Annotated in this window: 9 protein-coding genes; all 9 read right to left on the bottom strand. The window is 70.8% G+C overall.

Annotated features, from left to right (window positions below; translation table 11 throughout):
• Positions 1-3: 3 nt before the first annotated feature.
• The gene (locus AC068D_RS02200) at positions 4-1,032 is read right to left on the bottom strand and encodes a sugar phosphate isomerase/epimerase family protein (protein WP_478820998.1); all 1,029 of its coding nucleotides are present in this window, start codon (positions 1,030-1,032) and stop codon (positions 4-6) included.
• 34 nt (positions 1,033-1,066) lie between these two features.
• On the bottom strand, positions 1,067-2,491 hold the full coding sequence (locus AC068D_RS02195; RefSeq protein ID WP_478820997.1) for an alkaline phosphatase family protein: 1,425 nt from the start codon (positions 2,489-2,491) through the stop codon (positions 1,067-1,069).
• Positions 2,488-3,687 (bottom strand): metabolite traffic protein EboE, encoded by a 1,200-nt coding sequence (gene eboE, locus AC068D_RS02190; protein ID WP_478820996.1) that lies wholly within the window; start codon positions 3,685-3,687, stop codon positions 2,488-2,490. Before eboE ends, AC068D_RS02195 begins: the two co-directional genes overlap by 4 nt.
• A gap of 13 nt (positions 3,688-3,700) precedes the next feature.
• The gene (locus AC068D_RS02185) at positions 3,701-4,549 is read right to left on the bottom strand and encodes a TatD family hydrolase (RefSeq protein ID WP_478820995.1); all 849 of its coding nucleotides are present in this window, start codon (positions 4,547-4,549) and stop codon (positions 3,701-3,703) included.
• Positions 4,549-5,172: an EboA domain-containing protein gene (locus AC068D_RS02180; protein ID WP_478820994.1), complete on the bottom strand. Its 624-nt coding sequence runs from the start codon at positions 5,170-5,172 to the stop codon at positions 4,549-4,551. The genes AC068D_RS02185 and AC068D_RS02180 overlap by 1 nt, the downstream gene beginning before the upstream one ends.
• The gene (locus AC068D_RS02175) at positions 5,169-6,014 is read right to left on the bottom strand and encodes a sugar phosphate isomerase/epimerase family protein (RefSeq protein ID WP_478820993.1); all 846 of its coding nucleotides are present in this window, start codon (positions 6,012-6,014) and stop codon (positions 5,169-5,171) included. The genes AC068D_RS02180 and AC068D_RS02175 overlap by 4 nt, the downstream gene beginning before the upstream one ends.
• The gene (locus AC068D_RS02170) at positions 6,011-7,297 is read right to left on the bottom strand and encodes an SCO3242 family prenyltransferase (RefSeq protein ID WP_478820992.1); all 1,287 of its coding nucleotides are present in this window, start codon (positions 7,295-7,297) and stop codon (positions 6,011-6,013) included. The genes AC068D_RS02175 and AC068D_RS02170 overlap by 4 nt, the downstream gene beginning before the upstream one ends.
• 146 nt (positions 7,298-7,443) lie before the next feature.
• A complete protein-coding gene (locus AC068D_RS02165; protein WP_478820991.1) occupies positions 7,444-8,574 on the bottom strand; it encodes an inositol-3-phosphate synthase in 1,131 nt (376 codons plus the stop codon).
• Positions 8,575-8,662: 88 nt separating this feature from the next.
• The gene (locus tag AC068D_RS02160) at positions 8,663-12,370 is read right to left on the bottom strand and encodes a ThuA domain-containing protein (RefSeq protein WP_478820990.1); all 3,708 of its coding nucleotides are present in this window, start codon (positions 12,368-12,370) and stop codon (positions 8,663-8,665) included.
• Between the last annotated feature and the right edge of the window lie 255 nt (positions 12,371-12,625).

Genomic DNA, 12,625 nt, shown 5'->3' with positions numbered 1-12,625 from the left:
CTCTCAGCAGTCCTTCTCTCGCAGCGAGTGGAGATGCCTGCTCGATTTCCGGGCAAAGTCGAACGACTCGGCGGGGTCGTCGTGTTCCGCCTGCCAGTGGTGGTCGATGCGGCCACCACGCGCCCTGGAGACGGCCGAGATGAACCGCTTGTATGCAATGTCGCCGTCCCCGACGTCCACCATGCGGTAGCCGTCACGGGCGGAGTCGTCCCTTTCACCGTCCTTGACATGGAACAGCGGGTAGCGACCGGGCCGGTCGAGGACGTAGCGGAGCGGATCGAAGGGCGCGGGGGTGCCGTCGGCGCGCCTGGAGAAGCGGAACTGACCGGCATAGGCCCAGTAGATGTCCATCTCCAGGTACACCAGGCCGGGATCGGTCTCAGCGAGCAGGACGTCGTAGAGGCGTACGTCCGGGCGATCGGTGGCGAAGGAGAACTCCTCCGCGTGGTTGTGCTGGTAGAACTTCATGCCGCGGGCCCTGGCTGCGGCACCGAACTCGTTGAACTCCTCGGCGCAGCGCTTCCAGCCGTCGACGGTGGCGCCGTAGCGCCAGGGGCCGGAGGCGGTGCCGATGTGGTCGAGGCCGAGGGCCTGAGCGTCGTCGAGCACCTTGTCGAGGTTCTGGGCGAAGGTGTACGCGTTCGGGTCGCCGTCGTTGTAGTAGCCGACGTGGCTGCCGATGGCGCGCAGTCCGTGGTCGCGGGTGAGCCGGCGCAGCCGTGCGAGGGTGATGGGGCCCGCCGAGCCCTGGGTGTAGCCCGCGAACTCGACTTCGTCATAACCGTACTTCTCGAGTTCGGCGAACACCGGGGCGAAGCCGAGGGTGGAGACCTTGTCGCGGAGGGAGTAGAGCTGGATACCGAGGCGCCCCGGGGGCAGTACGGGGCGGCCGCGGCCGGATCCATGGGCGGCGGCGGGGGCGGCCGCGCCGAGGAGGGCGGAGGCCGCGGTTCCGGCGGCGACGCCGAGCATGCCGCGTCTGCTGAGCTGGTGGCCGAGCTCGGGATCGGGGGTCCTGCTCGTGCGGCTCATTGTGGATAACTCCTCGTTGTCGGTGGTTTCTGGTTCAGTGGAGTCCGGCGAGTCGAAGCAGCAGGGACTTCACATCGGTGGCCGCGACGCGGCCGCTTACGGCGCGGGGGGTGGAGCACAGGATGAGCGGTCCGTTGTCGGTGTCGTCGCTCGCGGGAAGGCGGCCATGGCTGCCGCGAATAGGTGAGGGATCGAGTGGTACGACCGCCATGCGGTAGCGCATACCGAGCTTCTTGCGGGCAAGGGCCGCGGCGGCCTTGACGCGCACATAGGGGTCCTCGGGGTCCATGAACAGTTCGACGGGGTCGTAGCCCGGCTTCCGGTGGATCTCGACGAGCTGTGCGAAGTCGGGTGCGCGTGCATCGTCGAGCCAGTAGTAGTACGTGAACCAGGCGTCGGGTTCGGCGACGGCGACGAGCTCGCCGGAGCGGGGGTGATCCAGGCCGTACTGCTTCTTGCCTTCGTCGTCGAGCAGTTCGGCGATGCCGGGAAGGCCCGCGAGGACCTCGTGAGTGGCGTCGAGGTCCTCGGGGCGGCGCACATGGACATGGGCGATCTGGTGGTCGGCAACGGCGAAGGCTCGGGACGCCATTGCGTCCAGGTATTCCATGCCGTCCTGGGTGTGCACCTCGAGGAGGCCGGCCCGGCGCAGTTCGCGGTTGATGTCGATGTGTCTGGTGACGCGGGTGATGCCGTATTCGGAGAGGGCAACGACGGTTCGGCGTTCGCTTCGTGCGTCGTCGAGGAGGGGAGCCATCGCCGCGTCCAGGTCTGCGGCGGCCCGGAAGGAGCGGGGGTCGTCGGGGCCGTACCGCTGGAGGTCGTAGTCGAGGTGAGGGAGGTAGCAGAGCGCGAGGTCGGGAGTGCGGGTCCGCAGGATGTGACGGGTGGCGTCGACGATCCACCGGCTTGAGGTGATGCCGGCGCCCGGGCCCCAGAAGTGGAAGAGGGGGAACGTGCCGAATCTGTCGGTGAGTTCGTCGTGCAGGGCTGGTGGCCGGGTGTAGCAGTCCGGTTCCTTGCGTCCGTCGGCGTAGTAGACGGGGCGGGGTGTGACGGTGATGTCGGTGTCCGCGCCCATGGCGTACCACCAGCAGATGTTGGCGACGGTGTAGCCGGGGTGGGCACGGCGGGCGGCGTCCCAGAGTTTGTCGCCGCCGACCAGTCCGTTGTGCTGGCGCCACAGGAGCACTTCGCCGATGTCGCGGAAGTACCAGCCGTTGCCGACGATGCCGTGCTCCGCAGGGAGCGTGCCGGTGAGGAAGGTGGACTGTGCGGCGCAGGTGACGGCGGGGAGGACCGTGCCGAGTGAGGCTCGGGAACCGGCGGCGGAGAGCTGCTTCAGCCGTGGCATGTGCTCCAGGAGCCGGGGGGTGAGTCCGACGACGTCCAGCACGAGAAGGGGGGTGGGTCGCGCGGTGCGGTGCAGGCGGGTGTCGCCGTCGGGAGGGCCGCTCATGGCAGTTCCTTGAGGCCGAGGTCGGTGAGCAGATCACGGGCGAGTGCGAGTTCGGCGGCGATGCCGTCGGCGAGCTGGGTGCGGCTGCGGGGACGCAGCTCAACGGGGAGGGCGTGCCAGGTGTACGTCTCGACCTCCAGGTGCCGGGTGAGAGGTGCGGGGCCGCCGACGAGTCGGGCCAGGGTGTCCTGGAGCACGGGCAGGGTGGAGCCGAGTGGTGGTGCGGGGGGCGCATGGAGGGGGATGTGGAAGTGGGCACGCCAGGGGGCGTCGTCCGGGAGGGTTCCGGCGGTGAGCGCCTCATGGAGGTCGTCGGTGCCGCGCAGTTCGGCCGTGGCGGAGGTTCTCCCGTCCCGGAGGTCTCGGGCGAGTGCGCGGGTCTGGTGGAGGAACCGGGGCTCGGCGAAGGCGGCGAGGGCTTCTCGTACTTCGGGGAGGCTGGGCTGTTCGGCGTGCAGTGCGGCGGAGAGCTGCGCCTTGGGGATGGTGATGCCGGCGGCCGTGAGTGCCTGGAGTGCGCGGCCGGGGTCTTCGAAGGAGGTGGCGAGATGGCAGGTGTCGACGCAGACTCCGATACGGGGGCTGGATATGGCGGTGAGGTGCCGGATGGCGTCCGCCGTGGTCTCGACGATGCAACCGGGTTCGGGTTCGAGGGCGACGAGGACGGATTTCCCGGTGAGCTCTTCGAGACCGTCGAGGCGCTCGGCGAGAGTGGCGAGGGCTGTGCGGGCGGTGAGGGCGGCGTTCTGGTCGAACGACGTGCGCCAGGCGAGCGGAAGGGTCGAGACCGACCCTTCGGTGACGTCGTCGGGGAGGAGCGAGACCAGCAGTCTGGCAAGATCTGTCGTGTGGTCGAGCCGTTCCGGCTCGGTCCAGTCCGGGCGGTAGACACGGTATTTGACCTTGTCGGCGCCGAAGCCCTCATAAGGGAAGCCGTTGAGGGTGACGACCTCGAGTCCACGCCGGTCGATTTCGGCGCGCAGCCCACGCATGGCCGACGGGTCGGCGATGAGGCCTCGGGCGGCATCCCTGGCGAGCCACAGACCGATGCCCAGGCGGTCGCGGCCGAGGCGTTTGCGTACGGGTTCGCAGTGGTCGCGGAGCTGGGCGAGGACACCGTCGAGAGTCTCGGCCGGGTGGACATTGGTGCAGTAGGACAGGTGGACGGTGGATCCGTCGGGATGACGGAAGCGCATGCGTTTCGCCTCCTCATTCCCCGCCGCGGAGGACGGAGTTGCCCTCGTGCAGGGACCCCGGGGCCGGGACGTCGAGCTGGAGACGGCCGCTCGGGCCGTAGAAGGCCACCGGGTTGCGCCACAGGACCTGATCCACCTCGTCGGCGGTGAATCCGGCGGCGAGCATGGCGTCGGCGACCCTCCGGGTCTTGAGCGGATCACTGCTGCCCCAGTCCGCTGCCGAGTTGACCAGGACCTGATGGGTGCCATGGCTCTTGAGCAGGGCGACCATGCGGTCCTCGTCCATCTTGGTGTCGGGGTATATCGAGAACCCGAGCCAGCATCCGCTGTCGGCGGCTTCCTTCACGGTCGTCTCGTTCAGGTGGTCGAGGAGGACGCGCTCGGGGGCGAGTGCCGACTCCCGGACGACGTCGACGGTGCGGCGCAGACCGGCGAGCTTGTCGCGGTGCGGGGTGTGCACCAGGGCGGGGAGGTCGTGGTCCGCGGCGAGCTGGAGCTGGACTGCAAGGGCGGTGTCCTCCGCCGGTGTCATCGAGTCGTAGCCGATCTCGCCGACGGCGACGACGCCGTCCTTGACGAGATAGCGGGGCAGTGCGTCGAGGACGGGGGTGCAGCGGGGATCGTTGGCCTCTTTGGGGTTGAGGGCGATCGCGCAGTGGTGGGCGATGCCGTACTGGGCCGCGCGGAACGGTTCCCAGCCGAGCAGGGAGTCGAAGTAGTCGAGGAAGGAGTCGGGTGAGGTGCGGGGCTGGCCGAGCCAGAACGAGGGTTCCACGAGGGCACGGACACCCGCGGCGTACATCGCCCGGTAGTCGTCCGTGGTGCGCGACGTCATATGGATGTGCGGGTCGAAGATGCGCATCAGGGTTCCTCCGTGGGGGACGTCAGGGCGAGTACACGGTGGACGTCGACGGGCACGGTGCGCCCGGCGGCGGTGCGCTCGGCGGCGTAGTCGCCGAGCATCCGGGCGAGTTCGGCATCTCCTCGGGCACGTCGTCGGAGGCCGTGGGCGGCTGCCGCGGGCACGCCGGTGAACAGGCACTTGAGCAGCGCGTGGCGCCAGGCGTGGGGGGCGAGGTGCTCGGCGGCGTACGGGCCCACGGCGGCGGCGACGAGCCGGGGGTCATTGGTGCGGAGTGCGTCCTCGAGGAGTGGGAGGCCGTCGGCGGGATCCGGGGCGAGAAGGGGCAGGGCGAGAAGGACGGCGCGGCGTTCGCCGGCGGTGCCGTGCCGGTAGAGGCGGGTGAGGGTGGCCGCGTCGGCGTGGGCCTCGTGGAGGAGGAGCGTGCGTACGGAGTCGGCGTGCTCCTGTCCGCAGTGGCGGCCTGCGGCGGCGAAGCGCAGTTCCCACACCGGTACGGCGTGAGCGGTGGCAACGCCGTCCCGTGCGGCGGCATGGGCGGCCTCGGCGAGTGCTTCGTGCAGCCAGGCGCGGGCGGCGCCGCCGAGCCGCGTGTCGAGTTGCTCTCGGGTCGGCGTCGTCATACCGGTGCTCCTCGCGTACGCAGGAACTCGATGGAGTTGCGGGCGAGTTCGGGGCCCGCGTGGGAGTGGCGGGGCAGTTCGACGACGGTGAGGCCCCGGTAGCCGGTGGCGGTGAGGGCGTCGAGGACGGGCGGGAAGTCGATCTCGCCCTCGCCGAACGGGAGGTGTTCATGGACGCCGCGGCGCATGTCCTCGATCTGTACGTGCCGCAGCCACGGGGCGGCCTGCGTGACGCAGTCGGCGGGAGCCGCGGGTTCAAGGCACTGGCAGTGGCCGATGTCGAGAGTGAGGCCGAGGGGTTCGGGATTGCCGAGGAGGGTGCGCAGGTGGTGGAAGTCCTCGAGGGTGGCGAGGAGATGGCCGGGTTCGGGCTCGACGGCGAGGGGGACACGGGCATCCGCCGCGGCCCCCAGGACGGGGGTGAGGGCGCTTTCGAGGCGCTTCCAGGCGGTGGAAGGGGACGTGGCCCCGGGGGTGATGCCGCTGAAGCAGTGGACGGCGTGTGCGCCGAGGTCCGCGGCGACCTGTACGGCACGGACGAGCAGTCCGGTGCGGGCGGCGCGGGCGTCGGGCTCGGGGTCGAGGAGGGAGGGTCCGTGCTTGCGGCGTGGGTCGAGGACGTAGCGGGCGCCGGTCTCGACGGTGACCTCCAGCCCCAGGTCCTCCAGGCGCCTCGCGAGTACGCGGGTGCGAGCGGCGAGGCCGGGGGCGAGGGGGTCGAGGTGCATGTGGTCGAGGGTGAGCCCGACACCGTCGTAGCCGAGGTCCGCGAGCAGGGCGAGGGCGTCGTCGAGGCGGAGGTCGGTCAGGCCGTTGGTTCCGTAGCCGAGACGCAGGCTCATGTCGGGCTCACCTTCCGGGCGATACGACGGGCGACGGGCGCGAGTGCGAGGACGGCCAGCCCCGTGCCGGTCGCACCGGACCGCAGGGCCAGGGCGGCCTGCAGCGGGATGACCGCACGGATCCCGGCACCGACGGCCCCCTGGGTGAGGGCCGGAGAGGGGTTGAGCGCGGCGTGCAGAAAGGGACGGGCAGTGGTGTGTGCGTAGGCGCCGGCGGCGAGCACTGTGGACAGGGCGGACAGCCGGTGCCCCGGGAGGCCGGGGTTGTACGGCCGACTGTTGCCGGGTGGGCCGGATGCCCGATCGGGGCGGGCGGGCGTGCTCCCGCCGCCCGAACCGATCCGGGGGTGGAGGGATGACCTGGTGCGGGCCGTCAGGGCTGCGGTGATGGTGAGTGCAGTGCCAAGCGCGGCGAGGGGGATCCTGGTGGAGCCGCCGTGGACCTCATGGCGGGAGACGGCGGTGAGGGCGTAGGTGTGGGCACCGAGCAGTCCGGCGTGCGCGGCAGCGGCACGCAGCGCGGGCGGGTGAGTGGCCGTCGCACCGAGGAGGAGGTCCAGCGTGCGGGCCGAGGCCATCGCCGCCGGGCCCGCAGGGGTGTGCTTCGCATACAGGTCGTACGACCAGACCGTCGCCGCCAGGCCGGTGGCCAGCGCGAGTGGGGTGCGACCCGCCCGGGCGGCCAGTGCCAGCCCTGCCGCGGTGAGGGCGCCTGCCGCGGTGAGGGCTGCGGCCGGTGAGACACGGCCAGAGGGTATCGGGCGGTGCGGGCGGTCGATGGCGTCCTCGTCGCGGTCCGCCCAGTCGTTGAGGGCCATGCCCGCCTCGTAGAGGCAGAGTGAGGCGCCCGCGGCGAGCACGGTGCCGCGGTTGGGGCGCAGACCGGCGGCTGCCGCACCGGCGAGGGCGTCGCCGGGCACGGTGAACAGAGCGGAGACCCGCAGCAGTTCGGCCCAGGCCCGCGCAGGACCACCTGTGCGTACGGCGTTGCGGCCCTCGTGCCCGTACGGGTCCCCCGGTCTCGCGGGCCCGGACGCATCGCCCCCGGACCCGCCCCGCTCCGCTCCTCCCTGCTCTGCTCCTCCGTGCTCCGCTCCGCCCGGCGGAGCCGCGGCCGCCGAAGCCGCCTGTGCATCCGGGCACCCGTGTACGGCTCCCGTCCCCGCGGGCCGGGGTCCGCCACGGTCCGCGGCCACCGGCCCGCGCCCCGCGCCTCCTGACACCCCCTCGCGCTGGGCGGCCTCCCCGGTCCGCAGAGCGGGACGCCTGTCCGTGCCCCGCACCTCCCCGTTCCCTTGTTCCGCCTTCCGCACTGCTGGGGATCGCGAACCGCCGGGCGACGCCGCGCCGCGGGCCGCCACCGGGTCCGCATCCTCGGGTGACCGCACCAGGCCGCGCAGGGCCCCGAGAATGCCGCGCCGGGCGCGGGTCACCGGTTCTCCCGGAGGCGGTCCGCGAACGCCAGCAGCGCCGCGTACTGGTCCGGCAGAGCCGCGGATGCGCCGGGATCCGGATCCTTGAAGTAGAAGGCGAGCTCGGGACGGGGGCCCGAGAACCCCGCTTCGTGGGCGCGGGCCAGCAGCCGGGCCAGGTCGAGCACGAGCGGGGCGGCGAGCGCGGAGTCGCAGCCCTGCCAGGTGGTCTGCAGCACCATACGGGCGCCGAGGAAGCCGTCGAAGGCGATGTGGTCCCAGGCGGTCTTCCAGTCGCCGAGCGCCGGGACGTCGTCGATGTGGACCTCGCCCTCCGGAGCCGTCCCGAGAGTGTCGGCGAGGACGCGTTCCTTGCCCGCGTTCTTCGCGGCGGCGGCCGCGGGGTCGGCCAGCGCCGCCCCGTCGCCGCCGCCCAGCAGATTGGTGCCGGACCACGCGCGCACCGAAAGAGCACGCTGTACGAACATGGGGGCGAGGACGGAGCGGAGCAGTGTCTGGCCCGTCTTGCCGTCGCGGCCCGCATACGGGAGTCCCCGGGAGGAGGCCGCATCGGCGAGAGCGGCCGTGCGCAACCCGGTGGAGGGCGTGAAGTTGGCGTAGGGACAGCCGGCCTCGACGGCCGCCGCGGCGTAGAGCGAGCTCGCGGGCTGCCTCGTGGAGTCCGGGGCCGGGGCGGGTTCCGTCGAGGCGAGGTGCACCACGACCACTCGCGCGAGCTCGTGACGTCGCCGGAAGGATGCGATGTCGGACGCGAAGCCGGCGATCACTTCCGTGTCGGTGCGGGTGTCGCCGGGGAGCGGGCCGCCTGTGCGGATCTCCTCGTCCGCCGCGGCGAGTTCGGAGCGCACCGCCGACGGCAGTCCGTGGGGCAGGACGCCGCCCTCGGCCAGCTGTTCGGCCCGCTTCGGCAGCGGGCAGCCGACCGTGTCGTGGCCGCCGAAGACCAGCGATGACAACGATGGCAGTCGGGAGGCGGCGAACGGCGGTGTCTCCGTCGCCATGCCCGTCGGCATGTGAAGCCCCGCCGCGACCGCCGCGCAGCCGGTGACCGTGGTGGTGGCGACGGAGCCGCGTGCTCCGATCAGCCAGATCCCGGTGCGTACCGTCGGGTCGTTCGGGTTCGTCACGGACAGCCTCCCTGGATGCGGTGGTGGGGACGGCGGGCGGGGGTACGGCGTCCCCGCCCGCCGCCGGCCTGTCGGAGCCGCGGACCGTCTACGACGAGGGCAGCTCCTTGAGCTGGATGTTGCGGAAGGACACCTGGTCGTCGGCGCCGTGGTTCTGGATGCCGATGTATCCGTCCTTGAGGCTCCGGACCGGGTCCGTGTTCGTAAAGGAGTTGATCTTCACGCCGTTGAGGAGGACGGTGAGCCGCTCCCCCTGCACCCGGATCTCGTAGCCGTTCCACTGTCCGGGCGGTCGCAGCACCCGGTCGCGGGCCTCGAGGTCGGCCGATTTGAAGCCGTAGACCGCTCCGGTGGTGCGCTCGGGTGCATCAGTGGCGTCGATCTGTATCTCGTAGCCCTTGTTCACGGCGGACCAGGGGTCGTCCGAGGCGAGAAAGCCCACGAAGACCCCGGAGTTGTCGTCACCCGCCGTCTTCCAGTCGAGCCTGAGCGAGTACGCGTTGAGCTCCTTGGCCTGGTACCAGAGCATTCCCATGCCGCCCTCGGACCGGAGCTCGCCGTCCACGACGTCGAACTTTCCCGGCCCGGCCTGTTTCCAGCCCTCCAGCGTCCGGCCGTTGAACAGGTCCCGGTAGCCGGCCTGCGGCCTGCAGTCGGCGTTGACCTGCCCGGAGGCGTAGCGCAGCCCGCCGAGCAGATGCTGCCGGAACGCGGGTTCGGCGTAGGACTCCGTGGTGTGTCCACCGCCCGTGTAGAAAGCGCGTCCTCCCTGATAGCTCCGGCACCAGGCGATCGGGTGGTCGCCCTTCATCGTGCCGCCCTGATAGGTGGTTTCGTCGAGTGTGGCGAGGATCCGGGCCCGACCGCGCGGGTTGGTGCGGTAGTTGTACCACTCGTCCGTGCGTTCCCATGCCTGGTCCAGGTGGGAGGTGGCCGGATGGGCGCGGTCCTCCACCCGCACCGTCGCCTTCTGGATCTGCGGGTGCGACTCGAAGTACGCGCCGACGAGTCCGCCGTAGAACTCCCAGTCGTACTCGGTGTCGGCGGCCGCGTGGACGCCCATGTAGCCGCCGCCTGTGGCGACGTAGTTCTCGAACGCCCTCTGCTGCTCGGCGTCGAGTACGTCACCGGTGGTCGACAGGAACACCACTGCGTCGTAGCGGGCGAGGTTGCCCGTGGTGAACTGGGCCGCCTCTTCCGTCGCGTCGACCGTGATGTTGCTGGTCCTTGCGAGTTCCTTCAGAGCCGCGATGCCGGCCGGGATGGAGTCGTGGCGGAAGCCGGCGGTCCTGGTGAAGACCAGGACGCGTTTGGCGGTCCGGTCGACGGGTGTGCTGGAGAGCTCGAAGTCGTCGACGTCGTAGAGCGCACCCGACCCGCCCTTGAAGACCAGGAAGAGCTCGGTGGTCCTCTTCGGCACGGCTCGCAGTGGTACGTCGATGTCCTGGAAGGTCTCCCAGCCGCCGGTCACCGGTACCGGCGCCGAGCCCAGCAGGGTGCCGTCCGGGGAGCCGGTGCGGACTTCGAGGAAGCCGCCCGAGCCACCGGAGGAGATACGGGCGGTGAGCTTGGTGGAGCCGGTGAGGTTGTAGGGCTTGAAGGAGATCCAGTCTCCGTCGTCGATGTCGCCCACGGTTCTGCCTCCGTTTGCGGGCGTCTTGTTGATGACGCCGACGCCTGACGAGCCGGTGAAGTGCTCGGCCTGCCGGTGGCGAGGCTGCAGCTGTGCCTGATCGTGGCCGGTGAGCGCGGCCTGGCCGCCGCCCCCGCCGTCCGTGTACTCGGCGTCGATGACACCGAAGATGTTCGCGTGGGGGTCGTGGCCCCCGTCGGCGGAGGTCCTGATGGCGCCCGTGCAGCCGTTGGCGGAGGTCACGGGGTGGCCGTGGCTGTCGTGGCCGAGCACATAGGTGACCTTGACCTTGGCGCAGTCGACGGGGCCGTCCTCCGGGTCGCTCACCGTCACCTTGAACGGGATCTCGTCCCCGAAGGCGAAGAGCGCTCCCTCGGCGGGCAGTTCCAGCGTCACCTTGGGTGCCGTGTTGCCCACCACGACCCGGACACCGGCCGAGCCGGCTCGCCCGGTCGGGTCCTTCGCCGTCACGGTCGCCGTGTAGGTGCCGTTCTTCCGGTACGTGTACGTCGGGTTGGCGGACGTGGACGTACCGCCGTCGCCGAAGTCCCAGGTGTACGTCAGAGCGTCGCCGTCCGCATCGCTCGTGCCGGCCGAGGAGAACGCGACCCGCAGCGGGGCCCTGCCCGAAGTCCTGTCGGCCGCCGCCTCTGCGACCGGCGAACGGCCGTCCGTCGCGTTCTCGATGCGGTAGAGCCCTGAGTGCTCGTCGCCACCGAACCAGGCGGTGCCGTAGTCGAGGACGTACAGCGCACCGTCGGGGCCGAAGGCCATGTCCATGATCTGCGTCCCGGTCCAGGCGACAGGGTTGATCGACTCGACCGCACCGTCGGTGCGGTGTGAAATGCGTTTGATCCAGCGGCGGCCGAACTCACCGGCGAAGAAGTCGCCGTCGTAGGCCTCGGGGAACTTGACGGGCGAGTCGAGTGCGGCGTCGTAGTGGTAGACGGGCCCGCCGATCGGCGACTCGGAGCCGGTGCCGAACTCGGGGACGGAGCCGTCGTCGTAGGGGATCCAGGCCGGTTCGGCGGGCGGCAGCTCGACGAGACCGGTGTTGTGCGGTGAGTCGTTCCTCGGCGCGGCGCAGTCGAACGTCCCACCCGAGACCTTCGTCGCGAAGTCGTAGTCCACGAAGGGGTCGTTCTTGCCGGTGCAGAAGGGCCAGCCGAAATTGCCCGGCTTGGTGACCCGGGTGAACTCGACCTGTCCGGCCGGTCCGCGCTCGGGGTCGGCCGCACCGGCGTCGGGACCGTAATCACCGACGTACAGCACGCCGGTCCTCTTGTCGACGCTGAAGCGGAACGGGTTGCGGAAGCCCATCGCGTAGATCTCGGGCCGTGTCCTTGCCGTGCCCGGGGCGAAGAGATTGCCGTCGGGAACGGTGTAGGAGCCGTCTTCGGCGACCTTGATGCGCAGGACCTTGCCGCGCAGGTCGTTGGTGTTGCCGGAGGTGCGGCGGGCGTCGTACGCCGGGTTGCGGGTGGGCCGCTCGTCGATGGGGGTGTAGCCGTCGGAGGCGAACGGGTTGGAGTCGTCACCCGTCGACAGGTACAGATTGCCCTGAGCGTCGAAGTCGATGTCGCCGCCGACGTGGCAGCAGATGCCACGGGTCGCGGGGATGTCGATGACCTTCTTCTCGCTGGCGTTGTCGAGGGTGCCGTCGGCCCTGAGCACGAAGCGGGAGAGCCGGTTGACCCCGTCGTACTCGGCGAAGTCCGCCGCCGTGCCGTCGTCGGGAGCGTCGCCGGTGGGTGTGTCCAGCGGGGGCGCGTAGTAGAGGTAGATCGCACGGTTCTCGCTGAACCGGGGGTCGATGCCGACGCCTTGGAGTCCCTCCTCGTCGTGTGAGTAGACGGGGACGGTTCCTATGACGCGGGTGTTGCCCGCGGCGTCGGTCATGCGCAGCTCGCCGTCGCGCGAGGTGTGCAGGACGCTTCGGTCGGGGAGGACGGCGAGCGACATCGGCTCGCCGACCTCGGGTTCACCCTTGGCGAGGCTGACCTGCTGGAATACCTCGGCCGCCGCGGCGCCTCCCGCATCTGCTGCGGATTGGGCGGCCCCCACGGGGGCGGCCATCGTGAGTGACGTCGCGGCCAGCAGGCCGCCGGTGAGGAGCGCGAGTCCCTTCCTGACTCTGCTTGCTCCGGGCCGTGTTCTGTGCACGTGTGTCCTCCGGAAGTAGCCGGTCGTACGGGCGGGTGCTGCTGCCGTGCGGTTCCGCGCGCGGACGTGCCGCGGGAACTCCGGGGACCGGCGTGCGCCGTCACGCTGGTCGAGATCGGGGACGACCCCTTGCGCTGTGTCCTGTACGCCTCAGGGACGGTAGCCGGGTTCATCTCGAGCCGAAAGCCCTTGCACACCAATGAAGTTGAACTTTCTCCTTAGGGAGGACAAAGCCGGGAAGGGGCAGGCCGGACG

It is taken from the genome of Streptomyces sp. NPDC043861, from assembly GCF_056435905.1.
The sequence above is the reverse complement of the archived record's forward strand: the minus strand, read 5'-3'. Positions and strand labels throughout refer to the sequence as shown.